Genomic DNA, 23,381 nt, shown 5'->3' with positions numbered 1-23,381 from the left:
TATTGGCATTGTATAATGTTAACATAGCCAAAAATAACCGTCAACGTTTTTTTGATTTTATGATATAATATCCTTTTTTCTTTTCTACAACCTCAACTTCAGAAAATACTTCTTCTAGTTTTTTTAGCGCAGACGGTGCACCTTGTTTCTTTTGAATAACAATCCAAAGCTCTCCATCTGGAACTAAATACTCCACAGCTTTTTCTAAAATCTCATGTACGATATCTTTACCCGCACGAATTGGAGGGTTAGATAGAATAGCAGCATACTTACCATCTACATTTTCATAGACGCTACTTTGAAAAATACGTATATTCTCGATTTTGTTATTAGCGGCGTTTTCTTTCGCAAGCCCAAGTGCCCTCTCGTTCACATCCACCATGTGAACTTCACGACCTTGAAACTCTTTCGCTAACGACAAACCAATAGGACCGTATCCGCAACCTACGTCTAATATATCACCTTTAATATCTGGCATTTGAAACGCTTCAATTAAAAGACGGGAACCAAAGTCCACTTCGTTTTTCGAGAACACCCCATGGTCAGATAAGAAAGTGAATCGAGATCCACGAAGGGCAAACTCCCATCGCTTACGATCACTTTTACTAGAAGGGTCGTTAGAAAAATAATGGTCTGCCATATGGCCACCTCTTTTCTTTACAGTTAAAAAAAAAGCTCGCATGAGAGCGAGCTTTTTTTAAAGCATCAAAAGTTAATTACTTAACTTCTACAGCAGCGCCAACTTCTTCAAGTTTAGCTTTGATTTCTTCAGCTTCTTCTTTAGCAGCAGCTTCTTTGATTACTTTTGGAGTGTTGTCAACTAATTCTTTAGCTTCTTTTAAGCCAAGACCAGTGATTTCACGAACAACTTTGATAACTTTGATTTTTTGTGCACCAGCGCTAGTTAGTTCCACATCAAATTCAGTTTTCTCAGCAGCAGCTTCTCCAGCGCCACCAGCAACAGCTACAGGAGCAGCAGCAGTTACGCCGAATTCTTCCTCGATAGCTTTTACTAAGTCGTTAAGTTCTAATACAGTCATAGATTTAACTGCTTCAATGATTTGTTCTTTAGTCATTGTAAATATCCTCCCTTAAATAGGTTTGTATTGTTTTATCGATAATACGTAATTATCTTTTAAAAAATTAAGCGCCTTGCTCTTCCTTTTGGTCTGCAACTGCTTTAGTAGCAAGTGCAAGGTTACGGATTGGAGCTTGAAGAACGCTAAGAAGCATAGAAAGTAAGCCTTCACGTGATGGAAGAGTAGCGATTGCTTTAACCTCATCAAGTGTTACAAGTTTACCTTCGATTACGCCCGCTTTAATTTCTAAAGCTTCATGATCTTTAGCGAAGTCGTTTAATACTTTCGCAGGAGCAACTACATCCTCGTTACTGAACGCGATTGCGTTTGGTCCTGTTAAGAATTCATTTAACTCAGCCATTTCAGCAGATTCTGCAGCACGACGAGTTAGAGAGTTTTTGTAAACTTTGAACTCAACGCCAGCTTCACGTAATTGCTTACGTAATTCTGTTGCTTCAGAAACTGTTAAACCACGGTAGTCAACAACGATTGTAGATTTACTAGCGCGAAGTTTGTCCGCGATTTCAGTTACAACTTGTTGTTTAGTTTCGATTACTTTGCTCATGTTATTACACCTCCTGTAGATTATATAGAAGATGTACCGAAAGTGCACTAAAAACCTCCATGCCCAACTTGTAGACATGGAGGCATATAGTCACAGAAAAAAGATTCCGCTTCGTATATTAACACCTAGGTAGGAAATTAAGTCTATTGACACCTACTGTCTACGGTACACTAATTAAATTCACAACATAAATGATTATATTAAAACTTCTTTATGAAGTCAACTTCCAAAATTTACGCTAATGTAGAAACGTCTACACGTACGCCAGGTCCCATTGTAGAAGCAACTGTTACGTTCTTCATGTAAGTACCTTTTGCAGCAGCTGGCTTAACTTTTTGTAAAGTGTCAGCAATTGTTTTGAAGTTTTCTACTAATTTAGCATCTTCGAAAGATACTTTACCGATTGGAACGTGGATGTTACCAGCTTTATCAACGCGGTATTCAACTTTACCAGCTTTGATTTCGTTAACAGCTTTAGTTACATCGAAAGTAACTGTTCCAGTTTTAGGGTTTGGCATTAAACCTTTAGGTCCTAATACGCGACCAAGTTTACCAACTTCACCCATCATGTCAGGAGTTGCTACTACTACATCGAAATCGAACCAACCTTGTTGGATTTTACCGATGTAATCAGTATCGCCTACGAAGTCAGCTCCAGCAGCTTCAGCTTCTTTAGCTTTTTCACCTTTAGCAAATACTAATACACGTTGTACTTTACCAGTACCGTGTGGAAGAACAACTGCACCACGGATTTGTTGGTCAGCTTTCTTAGGGTCAACACCTAAACGGAATGCAGCTTCTACAGTTGCATCAAATTTAGCTGTGTTTGTTTTCTTTACTAATTCTACTGCTTCTGTTGCAGAGTAAGCAGCTGCACGATCAACAAGCTTTGCAGCTTCTACGTACTTTTTACCTCTTTTAGCCATTTTTATTTCCTCCTCGAATGTGGTTTTAGCGGAATAACCTCCCACGTTTACGCCTGTTTTCAGGTATAACCTGAGGATGAGCGCCATCCATTTATTTAAAAACGATAATCATTTACGATAATAAAGGTTGCGAATTGGAATTCCAGACCCGCAACCTTTTTTAAAAACAAATCGAATTAGTCTTCGATAACGATGCCCATACTGCGTGCAGTACCTTCAACCATACGCATTGCAGCTTCTACGCTAGCAGCGTTTAGGTCAGGCATTTTAGTTTCAGCGATTTCGCGTACTTTATCACGCTTAACAGTTGCCACTTTATTACGGTTTGGTTCACCAGAACCAGACTCAATACCAGCTACTTTCTTAAGAAGAACAGCAGCAGGAGGAGTTTTAGTAATGAAAGTGAATGAACGGTCCTCAAATACCGTAATTTCAACAGGGATGATAAGACCAGCTTGATCTGCTGTACGAGCGTTAAACTCTTTACAGAAGCCCATGATGTTAACACCTGCTTGTCCTAATGCTGGACCAACTGGTGGAGCTGGGTTAGCTTTACCTGCAGGAATTTGAAGCTTTACCATTTTAATTACCTTTTTAGCCACGAGACACACCTCCTTAAGTCCGTGATGTGGTCAATTGGACAGTGATTTGCCCTCCCACGTCATATTTTATCTGTAAGGATAAAATCTTTCAAAAAACGTCTCCGATAACGAAGACGTACTGACTTAAAAGATATTATCACTTTTTACAATTCATTTCAAGTTTCATTTTATAATTTTTCAATTTGATGGAAGTCAAGTTCAACTGGAGTCTCGCGACCAAACATATCCACAAGCACGCTAACCTTTTTCTTCTCCACATCAATTTCTTCAATAGCACCTGTATAATCTGCGAATGGCCCCTCATTTACACGTACTGTCTCATGAAGTTCAAAGTCGAAATCAACCACTTCGTTGTCCATTCCCATATGTTTCATAATGGTAACAACTTCCTCTTCTAATAGAGGTGATGGTTTAGATCCAGAACCAGAAGAACCAACGAACCCAGTTACACCCGGCGTGTTACGTACAACATACCAAGAGTCATCAGTCATGATTAATTCTACTAATACATAACCTGGGAACACTTTTCTTTTCATTAATTTTTCTTTTCCGTTTTTCATTTCTACTTCTACTTCTTCCGGGACAACAACACGGAAAATTTTATCTTGCATACCCATTGATTCTACACGTTTCTCTAGGTTTGCTTTTACTTTATTTTCATATCCAGAATAAGTATGGACAACATACCAACTTTTTTCCATTCATTTAGGACGAGCGTCCTTCCCTCCCTGACGTACATTTTTTTGCGCAAATGAAAAAACCCGTTCACCGGGCTTTTACACAGTTCTTATAAATAACATTATATCATGGATAAGTGCTTCTTATTCAAGAATTAACCAAGAATTAACCGAATTAAAGAAGAAATGCCCATATCAACTACTGCGAAGAAAATCGCAAAGAACACAACTGTAGCAACAACAGTCGCTGTTGAGCGGAGTAATTCATCTTTTTTAGGCCAACTTACTTTTTTCATTTCGCGACCTACATCGCCGAAAAAGTTCGTTAAACGCATCTGCGGGACCTCCAGTGTATTATTTCAATTATTTATTTTGTTTCCTTGTGAACTGTATGCTGATTGCATGTTTTACAAAACTTTTTTATTTCAAGTCGCTCTATTGAGCTCGTATCTTTCATAGTAGAGTAGTTTCGATTTTTACACTCTTCACATGAGAGTACAACTTTTTTCCTCATTAGTTACACCAACCTTGTAACATTATGTCCCTAAAAATGTATCATACAATAAAAGACAATGTCAATGACATGCATTTTGTACTCTCTACAAAAGAAAACAGGTGATTTATTTTACACCTGCAGCACTTGTTACTTCTTATGAATTTAAAGTTGTACTTTCTCTCATTTCCATATATCGTTCCAATTTCCTCTTTACTCTTTGTAAAGCGTTATCAATAGATTTCACATGCCTGTTTAACTGTTCTGAAATCTCTTGATAAGAACGACCATCTAAATATAAAGAAAGCACTTTTCTTTCTAAATCGCTTAATAATTCAGATATTTTTGATTCTATGTCTGTATATTCTTCCTGGCTAATGATCATCTCTTCAGGATCAGTCACCTTCGCTTCAGAAATAACATCCAATAACGTTCGATCAGATTCCTCATCGTAAATCGGCTTATCTAAAGACACATACGAATTTAAAGGAATATGTTTTTGTCTTGTTGCCGTTTTAATAGCGGTAATAATTTGTCGAGTGATACATAGTTCAGCAAATGCTTTGAATGAAGACAGCTTGTCCTCTTTATAATCACGAATTGCTTTAAACAACCCTATCATACCTTCTTGAACAATGTCTTCTCGATCGGCACCCACTAAAAAGTAAGATCTTGATTTCGCACGAACAAAGTTCTTATACTTGTGAATTAAATATTCTAGAGCGTCAGTATTACCTTTTCGAACTAACTCAACGATTGCCTCATCCTCTAAATCACGAAATGTAACGTCGCCTATACTTACGAAGCCTGCTTCCACCTTGATCCCTCCGACCGCTATTTATTTAGCAATATTATACAGTAAAAAGATAAAGAGCGTCAATGCTTCAACGCTCTCCTCTTCTTAATTTTTCTAATTTTTCTGTAATATCCTTACTAAATATCTTTCGCATGGCGGGCTGCTGTTCTTTCGCGTCTTTTGTACGCCTTCTTACTTGTTGTTCCATCGCTTGTACTTCCAACTCTAATTCACGCGCAGATTTTCGAAGGGCACCTTGCGCAAATATAACCCATTGTTCTGTATAATCAGAAGTCGCAACATATATTTGTGTATTTATATTTCTAAGCTCTATCGCAAGTTGCTCTATCTTTTCGTCTGCAGTTTGATTCTTTCGTGTGAATATTACTTCTACACGAGATTGTTTCATCTTTTTTTCAATACCATGGACTGTATAGGCATCAAAGACTATCATCACTTTTGTGCCTGTATAACCTTGATAATCCGCCATCTTATCAATAAGCGCATCTCTTGATGATTGTAAATCTACATCCCGCAGTTTCTTCAAATCTCCCCAAGCTCCGATAATGTTGTAGCCGTCAACGATTAAAATATCGTTCATTTTTTATTTACCAATTTCGTGACGTTTACGATATACCTCATACATTAACAAACTTGCGGCTACTGAAGCATTTAAGGATGTAACTTTACCAACCATCGGTAGAGTGATTAAGAAATCACACTTTTCACCAATAATACGACTCATACCTTTTCCTTCACTACCAATTACTAATCCAATCGGCATTGTACCATCTAAATTACGGTAATCCGTTTTCCCTTTGGCATCTGTACCAGCAATCCAAAGTCCACGCTCTTTTAATTCATCAATTGTACGAGATAAGTTTGTTACGCGCGCAACAGGAATGTATTCAATCGCTCCTGTTGATGCTTTCGCAACTGATGCGGTAAGTCCCACAGCTCTTCTCTTCGGAATAATAATTCCATGAGCTCCTGTTGCATCAGCAGTACGCATAATAGAACCTAGGTTATGCGGATCTTCAATCTCATCTAAAATCAAGAAGAACGGATCTTCATTACGTTTTTCTGCCACTTTGAATAAATCTTCTAACTCTGCATACTGATATGCAGCTACTTGAGCAATTACACCTTGATGATTACCCTCAACTAATTGATCTAACTTTTTCTTTGGTGCATGTTGTAAAATAATCTTATTTTCTTTCGCTAACGCTAGTACAATTTGTACTTGTCCTTTGGCAGCACCTTCTGCGATCCAAATTTTATTAATATCTCTCCCTGATCTTAACGCTTCAATTACAGGGTTACGTCCGATAATATATTCACTAGTCATGATGATGTGCCCCCTTCCTTTTCTTCTAAAACTGCAATTGCCTTATATACAATTTCGTCTAATCTTTCACGATTATTTAATAAATGATGATAACCAATTAGTGCTTCAAAGGCTGTACTATGTCGATATGTTTGTACATCCGTATTTTTCGGAACTGTACCTGAATTTGCATTACGCCCTCTTCTTAATACCGCCTCTTCTTCCTCTGTCAAAAATGCCGTCTCTAATAAATGATAAACAACTTTCGCCTGTGCTTTTGCTGAAACAAAGCTCGTCCCTAAGCGATGTAATTGATTAGGGCGAACTTTTCCTTTTTGAAGGAGGTGATAGCGGATATATTGTTCATATACCGCATCACCCATATACGCTAACGCCAAGCTGTTTAATTGCTTTGCATCAATCATCCTTATCCTCTTTTCCATCTTGTACCTTGAGCGGTATCTTCTAAAATAATATTACGTTCTTTTAAATCGTCACGAATTTGATCAGACAATGCGAAATCGCGATTTTTACGAGCTTCAATGCGCTTTTGGATAAGCTCTTCAATTTCTTCATCCAGTAATTCTTCTTTTGATAATTCTAATCCTAAAATATCAAATAACGTTTCCAGTTGTTTTACGTATGCTTCAATCACAACTTTAGATGTATGTTCTTCAAGTAAATATTGATTTGCATGATTTGCTACGTTGTATAATTCGGTAATTGCATTTGCAGTGTTAAAGTCATCATTCATTGCCTCTTCAAATGCAGTCTGGAATTTCTCTATTTCAGCTAACCATTTCTCATTATGGTCCGTTAAATCCGTACTACTCTCCATACGATGCTTTAAGTTTCCATAAGCTGTTTTAATTCTTTCCAGTCCATTATTCGTACTTTGTAATAACTCTTCACTAAAGTTAATCGGGTGACGATAGTGTACTGATAACATAAAGAATCTAATTAACTGCGGGTCGTATTGCTTAATAATATCGTGAACTAAAATAAAGTTACCCAGCGATTTAGACATCTTCTCATTGTTAATATTAATATATCCATTATGCATCCAGTAACGTGCAAACGTTTTTCCAGTCAATGCCTCTGACTGCGCAATTTCATTTTCATGATGCGGGAACGCCAAGTCTTGCCCACCAGCATGAATGTCAATTGTATCCCCTAAGTACTTACGCGCCATTGCTGAGCATTCAATATGCCATCCTGGACGTCCTTGCCCCCAAGGGCTTTCCCAGAAGATTTCTCCTTCTTTCGCAGCTTTCCATAAAGCAAAATCAAGAGGGTCTTGTTTCTTTTCCCCTACCTCAATACGAGCACCGTGACGTAAATCTGCGATTGGTTGATGTGATAATTTACCGTAACCTTCGAATTCCTTCGTCTTAAAGTACACATCACCCTCTGATTCATATGCATACCCTTTATTCACAAGTTCTTGAATAAATTCAATAATGATATCCATATTTTCTGTTACACGAGGATGAACTGTTGCGTGTTTGCAACCTAGTGCTGTTACATCTTCAAAGTACGCTTCAACAAAACGATCAGCAATCGTTGGTACATCTTCACCTAATTCATTTGCCGCTTTAATTAATTTATCATCTACGTCCGTAAAGTTAGATACATATTGCACATCGTATCCTTTGTATTCTAAATAACGACGCACTGTATCGAATACCATAGGAGGTCTTGCATTCCCAATATGAATGTAGTTATAAACTGTAGGTCCGCATACATACATCTTTACCTTATTTTCTTCTAATGGAACAAACTCTTCTTTTTGACGTGTTAACGTATTATAAATGTGAATAGTCATTTTTATCCTTCCTTTCTACCTTTAATTCCAATTGTTTCTTCAATTTATCAAGTTCTACTTCCATAGCCTTTAATTTATCAAAAATCGGATCTGGAAGGTCAGAGTGATTTAATTCTTGACCAATCTTTACTCCATTTTGAATAACGACACGGCCAGGTATACCTACAACTGTAGAATGTGCAGGAACTTCTTTTAATACGACAGACCCTGCTCCGATTTTAGAATTCTCTCCCACAGTAATAGACCCAAGAACTTTAGCACCCGTCGCAATTAATACATTATCCTGAATTGTTGGGTGCCTCTTCCCTTTTTCTTTTCCTGTACCACCTAATGTAACCCCTTGATAAATCGTTACATTATCACCAATTTCACAAGTTTCTCCAATTACAACTCCCATTCCATGATCTATAAAAAAGCGTCGACCAATAGTTGCTCCTGGATGGATCTCAATGCCAGTAAAAAAGCGGCTCACTTGTGAAACAAAACGTGCAAGAAAGAAAAAATTTCTTTTATAAAAAGCATGTGCAATTCGATGGGCCCAAACTGCATGTAATCCAGAGTAAGTTAAAATGACTTCGAAATAACCTCTTGCCGCTGGATCCTGTTCAAAAACGACTTCAATATCTTCCCGAAGCCTCTTAAACATCGGTGTTCCCTCCCCTTTATGGGCTGCTTTTTTGTCGAACGAACTAACTCCCCTAACTCATCACTTCTCCCCTAATTCTTTATATAAGGAGATAAATTCTATATTCATACCTATTTACACGGTATAAAAAAAAAGGCGTCTCTGTCATATTGACAGAGACGCCTTTTAAGCGCGGTTCCACTCTGTTTAGGCTTAAAAAAGCCTCAAACTCATCCATGATAACGGTGTACACCGCTTCTGCTTACTTTGCGGCCTAAGACATCCCACGAAGCAATTCGCTGTTCAGCAGAAGACTCGAAGGGGCATTTCAAAAATCCGCTTATAAACCACTCCCAGCCTAAAGGTGGTTCTCTCTGTAAAAAGCCTGATTTTCTACTTCTCCTTCTCGTCGCTTTTCCTTATTAGGTTTTAGGTATACTTATTATATTTCTAAACCTAGAAAATGTTAACCAATTACTTTTTGAAGACGATTTAAAACTTTTTCTTTTCCAAGAAGTGCAATAGCATTCGGAAGCTCTGGACCATGCGTTTGTCCTGTAGTTGCAACACGGATTGGCATAAATAAATTTTTACCTTTATGTCCTGTTTCCTTTTGAACTGCTTTAATCGCTGCCTTAATTGCTGCTGGCTCCATTGCTTCTAGAGCTTCTATTTGACCAGCAAATGCACGAAGTACTTCAGGTACTTGTTCACCATTTAATACTTCTTGTCCTTCTTCTTCATAATCAACATGATCTTTAAAGAACATTTCAGAAAGCTCTACAATTTCAGCTCCAAAACTCATTTGTTCATGGTATAAAGCAATTACATCACGAATCCAAGCTTGGTCTTGTTCGCTTAAAGTTTCTCCCACACGTCCAGCTTTCACTAAATGCGGTAAGCTTAACTCTACAACCGTATCTAAATCTTGCTTTTTCATATACTGGTTGTTCATCCATTTTAGTTTTTGAGAATCAAATAATGCAGGTGATTTTGATAAACGAGCTGCATCGAACATTTTGATAAACTCATCTTTAGAGAAGATTTCTTCTTCTCCTACCGGAGACCAACCTAGTAGTGCAATAAAGTTAAAGATTGCTTCTGGAAGATACCCAAGCTCTTTATATTGCTCAATAAATTGAATAATAGATTCATCACGCTTACTTAACTTTTTACGACTTTCATTAACAATTAGAGTCATATGACCGAATTGTGGAATATCCCAGCCGAAAGCTTCATAAATCATCATTTGTTTCGGTGTATTTGAAATATGATCATCACCACGAAGTACATGTGTAATTTCCATTAGATGATCATCTACTGCTACTGCAAAGTTATAAGTTGGAATTCCATCTTTTTTCACAATAACAAAATCACCGAAATCATTTGAATGGAACGCAACTTCATCTTTTACAATATCTTTGAATGTGTAGTCACGATCAGCTGGTACACGGAAACGAATACTTGGAATACGTCCCTCAGCTTCAAATTCTTTCACTTGTTCTTCAGTTAATTCACGGTGGTTACCTGCGTAACGAGGTGTTTCACCGCGAGCGATTTGTCCTTCACGCTCTGCTTCTAGCTCTTCTTCTGTCATATAACATTTATAAGCTAGACCACGCTCTAATAAATCTTCATATAATTTTTTATAAATATCTAAACGCTCTGTTTGGCGATATGGTCCAAATTCACCACCAACATCAACACCTTCATCCCAGTCCATACCGAGCCATTTCAAGTATTTTAATTGGCTTTCTTCTCCACCAGCCACGTTACGTTTTACATCAGTATCTTCAATACGAATAATAAATTTGCCATCTAAATGACGAGCAAATAAATAATTAAATAATGCCGTACGCGCATTTCCGATATGTAAGTGTCCTGTTGGACTTGGCGCGTAGCGCACTCTCACTTGCTTTTCCATAATTGGTACACCTTCCATTCTTAATGTCAACACATTCTATAATTGTACACCAAAAAAATGTGATTATCCATCTTACGAATTAAAAACCATTATTTTTTCTGTAATAAAACAACCGCTTGAGAAGCAATCCCTTCTTCTCTACCTGTAAATCCTAATTTTTCTGTTGTTGTTGCCTTTACATTAATGTTATTGATAGACGTTTCTAACAGTTCACTAATGCGCTTACGCATGCTCTCAATATGTGGTGCCATTTTTGGTTTTTGAGCAATAATTGTACAATCTAAATTTCCTAACTCGTAACCTTGTTCACGCACAAATTCCCAAACTTTTTGTAACAATACAGCTGAATCTGCATCTTTAAAAGCTGGGTCTGTATCAGGAAAATGCTTTCCGATATCTCCTGCTGCAATCGCACCTAAACATGCATCAGCAATCGTATGTAACAATACATCTGCATCTGAATGACCAATTAATCCTTTCTCGTGTGGAATTGTAATTCCACCGATAATCAACGGACGCCCTTCCGCAAATTCATGTACATCAAAACCTTGTCCAATTCGAAACATCCTTACTTCCTCCTTAAGCTAAACTACTGAGCTTTATGACTCTATATTATATCGCTATCCTTATAAAGAAAAGCCCGGCTGTTGCCGAGCTTTTCTTTATTAACACATCATCAACGTTATTTCTTCTGAACACGAAGGAAACTTTCAGCAATTAGTAGATCTTCCGGAGTCGTCACTTTAATATTATAGTAACTCCCCTCCACTACACCAACTTGCTTCCCAACGCGTTCTACGAGACTTGCATCATCTGTGCCAAGAAAACAACTTTGCTTTGCGCTTCTATGAGCTTCTAGCAAAAGAGAAACAGAGAATCCTTGTGGTGTTTGTACAGCGTTAAGTTGAGACCGCTCTACCGTTTCTACAACAACACCCTGCTCTACTTTCTTAACAGTATCTTTTACTGGCACTGCACAAATGGAAGCTCCATATTTTTCTGCTGCAGTTAATACATCGCGAATCACTTTATTCGTTACGAACGGGCGCGCCCCGTCATGAACAAGAACATATTCGACACCACTCGCATACTGAAGTGCGTTATATACGCTATCTTGTCTTTCGGCTCCACCCTGAATAAATTGTACCTGCTTTTCAATCTGGTACTTCTGCATCAACTCTTCAAAATACGGGCGTTCTTCTTCGTTAATTGCCATAATAATACTTTTGCACGCTTTATCTTTTTCAAAAGCACGCAATGTGTGCACAATAATTGGTACTTCATCTATAAGTAAAAATAACTTATTTTTACCAGCACCCATTCGTTTCCCTTGGCCCGCTGCCGGAATAATTAATGTATACATATTAATAATCCTCTACTTATAATGCTTTTTCTAGCAATTTACGTTTTGCGAAAATCATACGACCAGCCGATGTTTGTAATACGCTAGTAACAAGTACATCAAGTTGTGAACCCACATACTCTCTACCATCTTCTACTACAATCATCGTACCATCATCTAAGTATGCAACACCTTGATTCTGTTCTTTACCATCTTTCACAACATAAACACTTAATTCTTCACCAGGGAGTACGACTGGTTTAATCGCATTAGCTAAATCATTAATGTTTAACACCGTAACCCCTTGTAATTCAGAAACTTTGTTTAAATTGAAATCGTTTGTTACTACAGTTCCACCAGTGATTTTTGCCAACTTTACAAGCTTGCTATCTACTTCTTGGATATCATCGAAATCGCCTTCATAAATTTCTACCGGAATTGGCATCTCCTTTTGAATACGATTTAAAATGTCTAGCCCTCTGCGGCCACGATTACGCTTTAAAGCATCTGAAGAATCGGCAATATGCTGAAGCTCTTCTAATACGAATTGCGGAATGACAATTGTTCCTTCTAAAAACTTTGTTTGGCAAATATCTGCAATACGTCCGTCAATAATTACACTCGTATCAAGAATTTTCCAATGAGTCGTAGATTTTTCTGCTTCGACCTCTACCTCTTCATTCTCACTATTGTTTTTCTTCTTACCTCCGCGTTGGGGTAATGTAAATAATCCTAGCAATTCATTCCTCTTTTTAAACCCTACTTGGAATCCTAAATATCCAAGTAAAAGGGTGAAGAACACTTGCAACACCGTACTAATAACTGGAATTGTAAATTCACGAATTGGTATCAAAATTAAATATGCAACAATAAGACCAGAGATTAATCCTAATGTACCAAATAAAACATCTGCTACAGGCGCCTTTACAAGAGCCTCTTCAATATGCTTAATAAGTTGAACAATATAATCTACAAGCCAAAATGTTGTTAAAAATAAAATAATTGCACCAATAATTGCACGAACATACGATCCTTCCAACAAAGGAACCGCACCGATATCTAATACATTAATAATTTTTGGGATTAAGTAAATCCCTAACGCTCCCCCGATCACTAAAAAGAAGAGCTGTACAATCCGTTTTAACATCCAACCACCTCCTACTCATTATTAACCATTGTTTCGCTAATCAAAACGCCGAATGCAAAAGCGGACGTGTTTTTTTGTAAATAGTTTTATTTACCAATATATCATATCATATACCAAAAATGTTCTAGTGTCGTTATATTATAGAATCAATGTAATATTCTTAATTGTGTCTACTCATATAGAGATGCTCTTGAATTCTTTTTAGACCTTCTCGTATTTTCTTCGCTCTCACTTCTCCAATTCCTTCCACATCATCCAATTCATTAATAGTTGCTCGGCAAACACCTTGCAATGTTTTAAATCGATTAATTAAATTCTCGATAATAAGTGGCGGAACACGAGAAATCTTGCTTGTGATTCGGTACCCTCTAGGTGTCACACTTTCTTCTAAACTTGTTTGTCCTGGATACCCAAGTAATTTAACTAAATCACTATCCTCTAAAAGTTGTGTATTTGCAAGATCTTGTAACTTTTTCAAGATTTGATGATGGTCTTGTGTTTTCTCCTGGTGATAATCTTTAATTAACAATGCTGCCTCTGCCTCTAAATCAGCTAGTAATTCTGTAAGCTGTAAACGAATTAACCTACCTTCTGTTCCTAGCTCATGAATATAGCTCAATATTTCATTTTTTATACGCAGCACCATTTCAACACTATGTAAAACGTGAACCACCTCGGACATTGTAACGACCTCTTCAAATTCTAGAATACCCAAATTCGTAATGCCGTCATTCCATACAGCCTTATATTTTTCTAGCGTTTGAATTGCTTGATTTGCCTTCGTTAAAATGACACCTATATCTTTTAGTGTATAACGTAAGTTCCCTTGATATAGCGTAATTACATTACGTCTTTGTGAAATGGCCACAACAAGGCTGCCCGTCTGCTTTGCTACACGCTCTGCTGTTCGGTGACGCATACCTGTTTCAATAGAATCAATAGATGAATCCGGAACTAACTGTGCGTTTGCAATTAAAATTTTACTTCCAGTTTCATTTAAAATAAGTGCTCCATCCATTTTTGCTAATTCATATAAACTAGCAGGAGAGAATGCGCAATTAATATGAAAACCACCATCAACAATGCTTTTAATCTGCTCATTATACCCAAGAACAATTAGTCCCCCTGTTTGTGCACGAAGTACATTATCTATCCCTTCGCGCAGTGGTGTTCCCGGGGCCACGAGCTGTAAAATATTAATTATACTTTTGACACGTTGCTTATTTTCTTCCATAGCCTAGCCTCCTAATGTCAAACGAAGCGCTTCTCCTAAATTAGAAACACCTACAACCTCAATCCCCTCTGGAATTGTCCACCCCCCTAAATTTTTTCTAGGAATGATAGCACGTTGAAATCCTAATTTAGCTGCTTCTTGTACACGTTGTTCGATTCTTGATACTCTTCTTATTTCTCCAGTTAATCCAACTTCTCCTATTACCGCATCAGTTGGTGCCGTAGATTTATCTCTAAAACTTGAAGCTATACTTAAGGCAACAGCTAAATCAATTGCCGGTTCATCTAATTTCAAACCACCAGCTACTTTTAAATACGCATCTTGATTTTGTAATAGTAAACCTGTTCTTTTCTCTAGTACCGCCATAATAAGCGAGACACGATTATGATCAATTCCTGTCGCCATTCTTCGAGGATTTCCAAAACTAGTAGGGGAAATTAATGCCTGTATTTCTACTAAAACTGGTCTTGTTCCTTCCATTGAGGCAACTACTGTTGAACCTGCAACTCCAACTGGTCTTTCCTCAAGGAAAATTTCAGAAGGATTTAAGACTTCTGCAAGGCCAAGTTCTTTCATTTCAAAGATACCCATTTCATTCGTAGAACCAAAACGATTCTTTACAGCTCGTAAAATACGATATGTATGGTGTCGATCTCCTTCAAAGTAAAGAACTGCATCGACCATATGTTCTAACATACGCGGCCCCGCAATTGCACCTTCTTTTGTCACATGTCCTACGATGAAAATTGGGATTCCCTTTGTTTTTGCAAGTTTCATTAATTCTGCTGTACATTCACGTACTTGCGCCACGCTACCAGGAGCTGATGTCACCTCAGGTAAATGTATCGTTTGAATAGAATCAATAACAACAAAAGCAGGATTCATCTCTTCAATATGTGCTGCAATACGCTGTAAATCTGTCTCTGATACAACAAATAGATTACTACCATTTACATGTAAACGATCTGCACGAAGTTTAATCTGCTTTGCTGACTCCTCACCTGATATATACAATACATCATATGAAGCATCTGCTAATTGCGAGGAAATCTGTAATAATAACGTTGATTTTCCAATCCCAGGGTCCCCACCAATAAGTACTAAAGATCCATCTACAATTCCGCCACCTAGTACACGGTTAAACTCCTGAAATTTTGTTTCAATACGTGCCTCAGACTTTGTTTCTACTTCTGTAAGACGTCTTGGTTTTGTTACTTCTGTTTGAATTGCATTTGCATAATTTAGGCGTCTGGATGATACAACGGGTTCCATCTCTTCAACAAGCGAATTCCATTGACCACACCCTGGACATTTACCCATATATTTTGGTGATTGATAACCACACTCTTGACATGTGAATTTTGTTTTCTTTTTAGCCATATCTTTTTATATTTCACTTCGCTTTCATCTATAAACATTTGACCTTCTCGTACAAGAAAGAGGGCTATCTCGTAGCCCTCTTAGTTTGTCTATACTTATTTTACCTTTTCAGCACTATGAATGACAAATGTTTCCCCTTCTACATCAAAGATAACTTTTTGTCCTTTCTCAATAGCACCTTTTAAAAGTTCTTCCGATAGTCTATCTTCTACATGCTTCTGAATTGCTCTACGTAGTGGACGAGCACCATATTCACGATCAAACCCTTTATCAGCAATAGCTGCAATCGCCCCTTCTGTTAATTGCAATTCAATTTCTTGTTCTTTTAAGCGATTCACTAACTGATTTACCATAAGAGTCACAATTTCTTGAATATGTTTTTTCTCAAGCATATGGAATACGATAATTTCATCAATACGGTTTAAGAATTCTGGACGAAATGCCTTTTTCAGCTCATCCATTACTTTACCTTTCATATCCGAATAATCACGGCTTTCATCTTGTACGTTAAATCCAAGATGTTTGTTACGTTTTAACGCCTCAGCACCAACGTTAGACGTCATAATAACAATCGTATTACGGAAGTCAACTGTACGTCCTTTAGAATCAGTTAAACGACCATCTTCCAATACCTGTAGTAAAATATTAAATACATCAGGATGCGCCTTCTCTACTTCATCTAATAGGACAACTGAATACGGCTTACGACGAACCTTCTCTGTTAATTGTCCGCCTTCTTCATACCCAACATATCCTGGAGGAGAACCAACTAAGCGAGAAGTTGAATGTTTCTCCATATACTCAGACATATCAATGCGAATCATTGCATCCTCATCACCGAACATAGATTCTGCCAATGCTCTTGCTAATTCTGTTTTACCTACACCTGTTGGCCCTAAGAAAATAAATGAACCAATTGGACGTTTCGGATCTTTCAGTCCTGCTCTTGCACGACGAACAGCTTTCGCTACAGCCACTACCGCTTCATCCTGGCCGATGACACGATCATGAAGAATGGATTCTAAGTTTAATAATTTATCAGTCTCTGTTTGTGCAAGTTTAGAAACAGGGATACGTGTCCATGTAGAAACGACATTTGCAATATCTTCTACCGTAACCTCTGAATTTTCTTTTCCTTGTTGTTCTTTCCACTGACGCTTTGTATCTTCCAATTTCTCACGTAAGCGTTGTTCCATATCACGTAAGGAAGCAGCCTTTTCAAACTCTTGACTTTGTACAGCCGCATCTTTTTCTTTTCGAATTTCCTCAAGATTCACTTCAAGCTCTTTTAAGTTTGGTGGTGTTGTATAAGAACGTAAGCGAACCTTTGAAGCAGCTTCATCAATTAAATCAATTGCTTTATCTGGTAAGAAACGATCCGTAATATAACGATCGGAAAGTTTCACAGCTGCATCAATTGCATCATCTGTAATAGACACACGGTGATGGGCCTCATAACGATCGCGTAAACCTTTCAAGATTTGAGTTGATTCTTCTAGACTCGGCTCATCAACATGAATTGGCTGGAAACGTCTCTCTAAAGCTGCATCCTTTTCAATATATTTACGATACTCATCTAAAGTTGTCGCACCAATACATTGTAATTCTCCGCGTGCTAAAGATGGTTTTAAAATATTTGATGCATCGATTGCACCTTCTGCTCCACCTGCACCGATTAATGTATGAAGTTCATCAATAAATAGAATAATATTCCCTGCTTGACGTATTTCATCCATTACTTTCTTTAAACGATCTTCAAACTCACCACGATATTTCGTCCCAGCTACCACTGTTCCCATATCTAGTGTCATAACACGCTTATCTCTTAACGTTTCAGGAACTTCATTATTTACGATTTGCTGTGCTAACCCTTCAGCAATTGCTGTTTTACCTACACCAGGCTCTCCAATTAACACTGGATTGTTTTTTGTTCTACGGCTTAACACTTCAATTACACGTTGAATTTCTTTACTACGTCCAATAACAGGATCCAAACGATTCTCACGTGCAACAACTGTTAAGTCGCGCGCTAAACTGTCTAGTGTCGGTGTATTGGCATTTGTCGATGAACCACCTTGGTGACCTGAACTTGCCTCGTTACTTCCAAGAAGTTGTAACACTTGTTGTCTTGCTTTGTTAAGGCTGACGCCTAAATTATTTAAAACACGTGCCGCTACACCTTCACCTTCACGGATTAAGCCAAGTAAAATATGTTCTGTTCCAACGTAAGAATGTCCTAGCTTACGCGCTTCATCCATAGACAATTCAATAACTTTTTTAGCACGAGGTGTATAATGTACAGTTTGAGAAGCTTCTGTTCCACGTCCAATTAACGCTTCTACCTCTTTTTGCACTTTCTCCGGGCTCAATCCAAGAGCAATTAACGCTTTTGCTGCAATTCCTTCACCTTCGCGTACAAGCCCAAGTAAAATATGTTCTGTTCCAATATTATTATGCCCAATGCGAATTGCTTCCTCTTGAGATAAAGCTAATACTTTCTGTGCTCTTTCTGTAAATCTTCCAAACATCATAGAAATCGCCTCCTACTTGCGCTTAGTTTTTTTCAATACGTAATCGCTCACGGATTAAGGTTGCTCTTCGATAATCTCTTTCTTCTGGTCCTAAAGGTCCTCCTGCGTATTGTTGTAAAATACCTGGTTGCGTAAGAACCATTAGCTCAGTCAAAATATTTCTCGATATACCTTTTATATATCCTAGATCAATACCAAGTCGTACATCCGATAAGCAAGTTGCCGCTTCTGCAGATTGAATTAAACGACTATTTGCTAGTATACCGTAAGAACGATAAACCTTATCTTCAAGCTCAATACTCGAATTTTGTACAATTAATTCTCTGGCCAATTTTTCTTGTTGTATAATTTGCTGCATGACACTCTTTAAATCTGCAATAATATCTTCTTCGGATTTCCCTAGCGTCATTTGATTTGATACTTGAAATATATTACCTAACGCTTCGCTACCTTCACCGTATATTCCTCTTACTACTAAACCTAATTTTTGAATTACTTGTATAATACGGCTAATTCTTTTTGTTAAAACCAGCCCTGGTAAATGAATCATTACAGAAGCTCTTAATCCTGTACCAACGTTAGTAGGACAACTCGTAATATATCCAAGTGATTCATCAAAAGCATATTCAACCTCTTTCTCAATCCAATTATCTATTTGATTGGCGCTTTGAAGCGCCTTTGATAACTGTAGTCCTGGAAATAGGCACTGAATCCTAATGTGGTCTTCCTCATTAAGCATCACACTAATGTGTTCGCTTTCTGATAACAGACATGCTCCATATTCAGTCCCTGCTAGATTTGGACTAATTAAATGCTTTTCGACTAAAACTCTCCTTTGAAGAGGCGTTAATTCATTCATTTTTAATAGTCCAAACTTCCCAAAGGGCTCTACCGCTTTATTTATAAATTTCTTTTTAAATAATTCTTGAACCTTTTGAGCTTCCTCTTCGTTTTGCATAGTAGAAAATTGATATTGCTTAAAATTACGAGCCAAACGAATTCGACTACTTAAAACAATATCAGAATCAGGGCCATCCCCCTTCATCCATGGACTAATCGCTTCATTCATAATTTTGTCCAGTGACATAGAACTACTCCCCCTCTCTATGCTCACTAAGCTGAGTTTCAAGCCCTCGAATTTCATCTCTTACCTCAGCAGCTTTCTCAAACTCCTCATTCTGTACATATTGTTTCAGAATAAGTTTTAGTTCATCTAATTCTTTCTTTAAGTGGATATTTCCTTCCATTCGTTCCGGAATTTTTCCACAATGTTCTGTATGTCCACCATGAAGTCGTTTTAACAATGGGTTTAAGTGTCCTTTAAATGTATCGTAACAAGAAGCACAACCAAGGCGTCCCACCTTTGTAAAATGTTCGTATGTCATCTTACAACCTGGACATCTTATTGTATTTGTATTTGAAAACCCGTTTTTTCCTTCTCCAAACATTGTTGATTCACCGTGTAATAAACCAGCAAATACATCATGAAATGAAAAGTTAGACTGTGATGATTGAAAGAAAGACGTATAGCCACTTTGCTCTGCACATTGCTCACAAAGATGAACTTCCGCCTTCTTCTCGTTGATTACTTTTGTATAATGTAAAGTTGCTGGTCTTATATTACAGTTTTGACAAGTCATCAATATCCCCACCTTTACAACAGGAACGATCTACCTCATGATACTTTTCATACATTACTAGATTGTCCTCTTTCCTTAATCCATTTAGATAAAAGTACATGCTCTTTTTCAAAACTTCTACAATATTTAACTGCCCTATCTTAATTATCATTCTTTTACAAAAGCTGTATTTATTTATATTTCAGTGTTCTTAACATTGCGCATAATATTCGAGCCCTAAGTTCATCTCGAGAAGGAATATCCATTGATAATACAGAACGATCTAGTACACTTAACATTAGTTTTGCTTCACGGCCTGTTATGATTCCCTCTTCTAATAAACGTATAATCATACTCTCTGCATTCCCTTGTGCAACGCTATGATCAATCATATGAAGCATTTGATCAATAATGTCTATATCATCATGCAGTTTGACTTTTATAATGCGAATGTAACCTCCTCCACCACGTTTACTTTCTACTACAAATCCTCTTTCTAATGTAAAACGGGTATTGATTACATAATTGATTTGAGATGGTACGCACTCGAATCGATCCGCAATCTCATTTCTTTTGATTTCAATCACATTATTATTACTTAAGTCAATAACTTGCTTTAGATATTGCTCAATGATATCAGATATATTTCTCATTTATCCGCCACCTTTATTGACTTTGACTATCTTTGACTTTAATTATATACGTATTAATAAAATTTGCAACTCTTTTGCTTATTCACTATCCTAGCCACATTCCCCTGCATTTAATCAAAATAGTAATTATTTAAGGACATTTTTTTAATTACTATGGATTATAAAAGAAAACACGAAAAAACACGAGTCATTTGACTCGTGTTTAGTTGCTTGGCGACGTCCTACTCTCACAGGGACAAGGTCCCAACTACCATCGGCGCTAGAGAGCTTAACTTCCGTGTTCGGTATGGGAACGGGTGTGACCTCTCTGCCATCATCACCAAACTATGAAGGCATATTCCTTCAAAACTAGATAACATTTGCTACATATTATATGGTTAAGTCCTCGATCTATTAGTATTCGTCAGCTCCACATGTCACCATGCTTCCACCTCGAACCTATCAACCTGATCATCTTTCAGGGATCTTACTAGCTTACGCTATGGGAAATCTCATCTTGAGGGGGCTTCATGCTTAGATGCTTTCAGCACTTATCCCTTCCGCACATAGCTACCCAGCTATGCCCTTGGCAGAACAACTGGTACACCAGCGGTGCGTCCATCCCGGTCCTCTCGTACTAAGGACAGCTCCTCTCAAATTTCCTACGCCCACGACGGATAGGGACCGAACTGTCTCACGACGTTCTGAACCCAGCTCGCGTACCGCTTTAATGGGCGAACAGCCCAACCCTTGGGACCGACTACAGCCCCAGGATGCGATGAGCCGACATCGAGGTGCCAAACCTCCCCGTCGATGTGGACTCTTGGGGGAGATAAGCCTGTTATCCCCGGGGTAGCTTTTATCCGTTGAGCGATGGCCCTTCCATGCGGAACCACCGGATCACTAAGCCCGACTTTCGTCCCTGCTCGACTTGTAGGTCTCGCAGTCAAGCTCCCTTATGCCTTTGCACTCTACGAATGATTTCCAACCATTCTGAGGGAACCTTTGGGCGCCTCCGTTACACTTTAGGAGGCGACCGCCCCAGTCAAACTGCCCACCTGACACTGTCTCCCGGGTCGATAAGACCCGTAGGTTAGAATTTCAATACAGTCAGGGCGGTATCCCACCAGCGCCTCCACCGAAGCTAGCGCTCCGGTTTCAATGGCTCCCGCCTATCCTGTACAAACTGTACCAAAATTCAATATCAGGCTACAGTAAAGCTCCACGGGGTCTTTCCGTCCTGTCGCGGGTAACCTGCATCTTCACAGGTACTATAATTTCACCGAGTCTCTGGTTGAGACAGTGCCCAAATCGTTACACCTTTCGTGCGGGTCGGAACTTACCCGACAAGGAATTTCGCTACCTTAGGACCGTTATAGTTACGGCCGCCGTTTACTGGGGCTTCAGTTCAGAGCTTCGCTTACGCTAACCCCTCTCCTTAACCTTCCAGCACCGGGCAGGTGTCACCCCCTATACTTCGCCTTACGGCTTCGCAGAGAGCTGTGTTTTTGCTAAACAGTCGCTTGGGCCTATTCACTGCGGCTTTCCGTTAAGAAAGCACCCCTTCTCCCGAAGTTACGGGGTCATTTTGCCGAGTTCCTTAACCAGAGTTCTCTCGCACACCTTAGGATTCTCTCCTCGCCTACCTGTGTCGGTTTGCGGTACAGGCACCTTTTATCTCGCTAGAAGCTTTTCTTGGCAGCGGGGAATCAAAGACTTCGCTCCATAAGGAGCTTCCCCATCACAGCTCAGCCTTTATGATAAGCGGATTTGCCTACTTATCAGCCTAACTGCTTGGACGTGCACAACCAATCGCACGCTTCTTCTATCCTTCTGCGTCCCTCCATTGCTCAAACGATAAAGAGGTGGTACAGGAATATCAACCTGTTGTCCATCGCCTACGCCTGTCGGCCTCGGCTTAGGTCCTGACTAACCCTGAGCGGACGAGCCTTCCTCAGGAAACCTTAGGCATTCGGTGGACGGGATTCTCACCCGTCTTTCGCTACTCATACCGGCATTCTCACTTCTAAGCACTCCACCAGTCCTTACGGTCTGACTTCACTGTCCTTAGAACGCTCCCCTACCACTGATACCATTCGGTATCAATCCGCAGCTTCGGTGGTGTATTTAGCCCCGGTACATTTTCGGCGCAGAGTCACTCGACTAGTGAGCTATTACGCACTCTTTAAATGGTGGCTGCTTCTAAGCCAACATCCTAGTTGTCTAAGCAACTCCACATCCTTTTCCACTTAATACACACTTTGGGACCTTAGCTGGCGGTCTGGGCTGTTTCCCTTTTGACTACGGATCTTATCACTCGCAGTCTGACTCCTAAGGATAAGTCATTGGCATTCGGAGTTTGACTGAATTCGGTAATCCGATGAGGACCCCTAGTCCAATCAGTGCTCTACCTCCAAGACTCTTACACTTAAGGCTAGCCCTAAAGCTATTTCGGGGAGAACCAGCTATCTCCAGGTTCGATTGGAATTTCTCCGCTACCCACACCTCATCCCCGCACTTTTCAACGTGCGTGGGTTCGGGCCTCCATTCAGTGTTACCTGAACTTCACCCTGGACATGGGTAGATCACCTGGTTTCGGGTCTACGACCACGTACTAAACGCCCTATTCAGACTCGCTTTCGCTGCGGCTCCGCCTC

General features: G+C 38.9%; 24 protein-coding genes, 2 rRNA genes and 2 other annotated features (1 of these 28 running past the window's edge). All 26 genes read right to left on the bottom strand.

Features of this window, described 5'->3' with window-relative positions:
• Positions 1-40: 40 nt before the first annotated feature.
• A complete protein-coding gene (locus N2V80_RS00625; RefSeq protein WP_000763262.1) occupies positions 41-640 on the bottom strand; it encodes a class I SAM-dependent methyltransferase in 600 nt (199 codons plus the stop codon).
• 76 nt (positions 641-716) lie between these two features.
• Complete coding sequence (gene rplL / locus N2V80_RS00620; RefSeq protein ID WP_000159736.1) at positions 717-1,076, bottom strand: 50S ribosomal protein L7/L12; 360 nt, start codon at positions 1,074-1,076, stop codon at positions 717-719.
• Positions 1,077-1,143: 67 nt separating this feature from the next.
• Positions 1,144-1,644, bottom strand: coding sequence for a 50S ribosomal protein L10 (gene rplJ / locus N2V80_RS00615; protein ID WP_000048716.1), 501 nt, complete (start codon positions 1,642-1,644; stop codon positions 1,144-1,146).
• Between the two features lie 39 nt (positions 1,645-1,683).
• Positions 1,684-1,828: a sequence feature (ribosomal protein L10 leader region), on the bottom strand.
• Positions 1,829-1,877: 49 nt separating this feature from the next.
• Entirely contained in the window at positions 1,878-2,570 is a 693-nt protein-coding gene (rplA, locus tag N2V80_RS00610; RefSeq protein WP_001987630.1) for a 50S ribosomal protein L1, read from the bottom strand.
• A gap of 176 nt (positions 2,571-2,746) precedes the next feature.
• Entirely contained in the window at positions 2,747-3,172 is a 426-nt protein-coding gene (gene rplK, locus N2V80_RS00605; protein WP_001085872.1) for a 50S ribosomal protein L11, read from the bottom strand.
• 167 nt (positions 3,173-3,339) lie between these two features.
• Positions 3,340-3,873: a transcription termination/antitermination protein NusG gene (nusG, locus tag N2V80_RS00600; protein ID WP_000415794.1), complete on the bottom strand. Its 534-nt coding sequence runs from the start codon at positions 3,871-3,873 to the stop codon at positions 3,340-3,342.
• Positions 3,874-4,004: 131 nt separating this feature from the next.
• Positions 4,005-4,184 (bottom strand): preprotein translocase subunit SecE, encoded by a 180-nt coding sequence (gene secE, locus N2V80_RS00595; RefSeq protein WP_001241323.1) that lies wholly within the window; start codon positions 4,182-4,184, stop codon positions 4,005-4,007.
• A gap of 32 nt (positions 4,185-4,216) precedes the next feature.
• Positions 4,217-4,363, bottom strand: a complete 147-nt coding sequence (gene rpmG, locus N2V80_RS00590) for a 50S ribosomal protein L33 (protein WP_014481927.1) — start codon at positions 4,361-4,363, stop codon at positions 4,217-4,219.
• A gap of 136 nt (positions 4,364-4,499) precedes the next feature.
• The gene (locus N2V80_RS00585) at positions 4,500-5,159 is read right to left on the bottom strand and encodes an RNA polymerase sporulation sigma factor SigH (protein ID WP_000387193.1); all 660 of its coding nucleotides are present in this window, start codon (positions 5,157-5,159) and stop codon (positions 4,500-4,502) included.
• Between the two features lie 67 nt (positions 5,160-5,226).
• Positions 5,227-5,739, bottom strand: coding sequence for an NYN domain-containing protein (locus tag N2V80_RS00580; RefSeq protein WP_000997880.1), 513 nt, complete (start codon positions 5,737-5,739; stop codon positions 5,227-5,229).
• 3 nt (positions 5,740-5,742) lie between these two features.
• The gene (rlmB, locus tag N2V80_RS00575; RefSeq protein WP_000200237.1) at positions 5,743-6,486 is read right to left on the bottom strand and encodes a 23S rRNA (guanosine(2251)-2'-O)-methyltransferase RlmB; all 744 of its coding nucleotides are present in this window, start codon (positions 6,484-6,486) and stop codon (positions 5,743-5,745) included.
• Positions 6,483-6,890 (bottom strand): Mini-ribonuclease 3, encoded by a 408-nt coding sequence (locus tag N2V80_RS00570; protein ID WP_000564261.1) that lies wholly within the window; start codon positions 6,888-6,890, stop codon positions 6,483-6,485. Before N2V80_RS00570 ends, rlmB begins: the two co-directional genes overlap by 4 nt.
• Before the next feature lie 2 nt (positions 6,891-6,892).
• Complete coding sequence (cysS, locus tag N2V80_RS00565) at positions 6,893-8,290, bottom strand: cysteine--tRNA ligase (RefSeq protein ID WP_000152276.1); 1,398 nt, start codon at positions 8,288-8,290, stop codon at positions 6,893-6,895.
• Entirely contained in the window at positions 8,271-8,936 is a 666-nt protein-coding gene (cysE, locus tag N2V80_RS00560; RefSeq protein WP_000476497.1) for a serine O-acetyltransferase, read from the bottom strand. The genes cysS and cysE overlap by 20 nt, the downstream gene beginning before the upstream one ends.
• Positions 8,937-9,087: 151 nt before the next feature.
• Positions 9,088-9,334: a binding site (T-box leader), on the bottom strand.
• A 47-nt stretch (positions 9,335-9,381) separates the two neighbouring features.
• A complete protein-coding gene (gltX, locus tag N2V80_RS00555; protein WP_000415143.1) occupies positions 9,382-10,839 on the bottom strand; it encodes a glutamate--tRNA ligase in 1,458 nt (485 codons plus the stop codon).
• Positions 10,840-10,928: 89 nt separating this feature from the next.
• On the bottom strand, positions 10,929-11,405 hold the full coding sequence (ispF, locus tag N2V80_RS00550) for a 2-C-methyl-D-erythritol 2,4-cyclodiphosphate synthase (RefSeq protein ID WP_000488388.1): 477 nt from the start codon (positions 11,403-11,405) through the stop codon (positions 10,929-10,931).
• Between the two features lie 116 nt (positions 11,406-11,521).
• Positions 11,522-12,202 carry a 2-C-methyl-D-erythritol 4-phosphate cytidylyltransferase gene (ispD, locus tag N2V80_RS00545; protein WP_000288286.1) on the bottom strand — a complete coding sequence of 227 codons (681 nt, stop codon included), beginning with the start codon at positions 12,200-12,202 and terminating at the stop codon, positions 11,522-11,524.
• Between the two features lie 16 nt (positions 12,203-12,218).
• Positions 12,219-13,328: a PIN/TRAM domain-containing protein gene (locus tag N2V80_RS00540; protein ID WP_000919677.1), complete on the bottom strand. Its 1,110-nt coding sequence runs from the start codon at positions 13,326-13,328 to the stop codon at positions 12,219-12,221.
• 160 nt (positions 13,329-13,488) lie between these two features.
• Complete coding sequence (gene disA / locus N2V80_RS00535; RefSeq protein ID WP_000392158.1) at positions 13,489-14,562, bottom strand: DNA integrity scanning diadenylate cyclase DisA; 1,074 nt, start codon at positions 14,560-14,562, stop codon at positions 13,489-13,491.
• Positions 14,563-14,565: 3 nt separating this feature from the next.
• Entirely contained in the window at positions 14,566-15,942 is a 1,377-nt protein-coding gene (gene radA / locus N2V80_RS00530) for a DNA repair protein RadA (protein ID WP_001085202.1), read from the bottom strand.
• A gap of 95 nt (positions 15,943-16,037) precedes the next feature.
• Positions 16,038-18,473, bottom strand: a complete 2,436-nt coding sequence (clpC, locus tag N2V80_RS00525) for an ATP-dependent protease ATP-binding subunit ClpC (RefSeq protein WP_000971187.1) — start codon at positions 18,471-18,473, stop codon at positions 16,038-16,040.
• A 22-nt stretch (positions 18,474-18,495) separates the two neighbouring features.
• A complete protein-coding gene (locus N2V80_RS00520; protein ID WP_000050842.1) occupies positions 18,496-19,560 on the bottom strand; it encodes a protein arginine kinase in 1,065 nt (354 codons plus the stop codon).
• Positions 19,561-19,564: 4 nt separating this feature from the next.
• Positions 19,565-20,113 carry a UvrB/UvrC motif-containing protein gene (locus tag N2V80_RS00515; protein WP_000128398.1) on the bottom strand — a complete coding sequence of 183 codons (549 nt, stop codon included), beginning with the start codon at positions 20,111-20,113 and terminating at the stop codon, positions 19,565-19,567.
• Between the two features lie 170 nt (positions 20,114-20,283).
• Positions 20,284-20,745, bottom strand: coding sequence for a transcriptional regulator CtsR (gene ctsR / locus N2V80_RS00510; protein WP_001244565.1), 462 nt, complete (start codon positions 20,743-20,745; stop codon positions 20,284-20,286).
• Between the two features lie 208 nt (positions 20,746-20,953).
• Positions 20,954-21,069 (bottom strand): 5S ribosomal RNA (gene rrf, locus N2V80_RS00505).
• A 49-nt stretch (positions 21,070-21,118) separates the two neighbouring features.
• Positions 21,119-23,381 (bottom strand): 23S ribosomal RNA (locus N2V80_RS00500) (it continues 659 nt past the right edge of the window).

The organism is Bacillus sp. FSL W8-0640 (assembly GCF_038007725.1).
GTDB lineage: Bacteria > Bacillota > Bacilli > Bacillales > Bacillaceae_G > Bacillus_A > Bacillus_A cereus.
The sequence above is the reverse complement of the archived record's forward strand: the minus strand, read 5'-3'. Positions and strand labels throughout refer to the sequence as shown.

Excerpts from the sequence above, each read along its gene's own strand:
- N2V80_RS00625 (WP_000763262.1), bottom strand. The coding sequence starts at position 640 with ATGGCAGACCATTATTTTTCTAACGACCCTTCTAGTAAAAGTGATCGT.
- rplL (WP_000159736.1), bottom strand. The coding sequence starts at position 1,076 with ATGACTAAAGAACAAATCATTGAAGCAGTTAAATCTATGACTGTATTA.
- rplJ (WP_000048716.1), bottom strand. The coding sequence starts at position 1,644 with ATGAGCAAAGTAATCGAAACTAAACAACAAGTTGTAACTGAAATCGCG.
- rplA (WP_001987630.1), bottom strand. The coding sequence starts at position 2,570 with ATGGCTAAAAGAGGTAAAAAGTACGTAGAAGCTGCAAAGCTTGTTGAT.
- nusG (WP_000415794.1), bottom strand. The coding sequence starts at position 3,873 with ATGGAAAAAAGTTGGTATGTTGTCCATACTTATTCTGGATATGAAAAT.
- secE (WP_001241323.1), bottom strand. The coding sequence starts at position 4,184 with ATGCGTTTAACGAACTTTTTCGGCGATGTAGGTCGCGAAATGAAAAAA.
- rpmG (WP_014481927.1), bottom strand. The coding sequence starts at position 4,363 with ATGAGGAAAAAAGTTGTACTCTCATGTGAAGAGTGTAAAAATCGAAAC.
- N2V80_RS00580 (WP_000997880.1), bottom strand. The coding sequence starts at position 5,739 with ATGAACGATATTTTAATCGTTGACGGCTACAACATTATCGGAGCTTGG.
- rlmB (WP_000200237.1), bottom strand. The coding sequence starts at position 6,486 with ATGACTAGTGAATATATTATCGGACGTAACCCTGTAATTGAAGCGTTA.
- N2V80_RS00570 (WP_000564261.1), bottom strand. The coding sequence starts at position 6,890 with ATGATTGATGCAAAGCAATTAAACAGCTTGGCGTTAGCGTATATGGGT.
- cysS (WP_000152276.1), bottom strand. The coding sequence starts at position 8,290 with ATGACTATTCACATTTATAATACGTTAACACGTCAAAAAGAAGAGTTT.
- cysE (WP_000476497.1), bottom strand. The coding sequence starts at position 8,936 with ATGTTTAAGAGGCTTCGGGAAGATATTGAAGTCGTTTTTGAACAGGAT.
- gltX (WP_000415143.1), bottom strand. The coding sequence starts at position 10,839 with ATGGAAAAGCAAGTGAGAGTGCGCTACGCGCCAAGTCCAACAGGACAC.
- ispF (WP_000488388.1), bottom strand. The coding sequence starts at position 11,405 with ATGTTTCGAATTGGACAAGGTTTTGATGTACATGAATTTGCGGAAGGG.
- ispD (WP_000288286.1), bottom strand. The coding sequence starts at position 12,202 with ATGTATACATTAATTATTCCGGCAGCGGGCCAAGGGAAACGAATGGGT.
- N2V80_RS00540 (WP_000919677.1), bottom strand. The coding sequence starts at position 13,328 with ATGTTAAAACGGATTGTACAGCTCTTCTTTTTAGTGATCGGGGGAGCG.
- disA (WP_000392158.1), bottom strand. The coding sequence starts at position 14,562 with ATGGAAGAAAATAAGCAACGTGTCAAAAGTATAATTAATATTTTACAG.
- radA (WP_001085202.1), bottom strand. The coding sequence starts at position 15,942 with ATGGCTAAAAAGAAAACAAAATTCACATGTCAAGAGTGTGGTTATCAA.
- clpC (WP_000971187.1), bottom strand. The coding sequence starts at position 18,473 with ATGATGTTTGGAAGATTTACAGAAAGAGCACAGAAAGTATTAGCTTTA.
- N2V80_RS00520 (WP_000050842.1), bottom strand. The coding sequence starts at position 19,560 with ATGTCACTGGACAAAATTATGAATGAAGCGATTAGTCCATGGATGAAG.
- N2V80_RS00515 (WP_000128398.1), bottom strand. The coding sequence starts at position 20,113 with ATGACTTGTCAAAACTGTAATATAAGACCAGCAACTTTACATTATACA.
- ctsR (WP_001244565.1), bottom strand. The coding sequence starts at position 20,745 with ATGAGAAATATATCTGATATCATTGAGCAATATCTAAAGCAAGTTATT.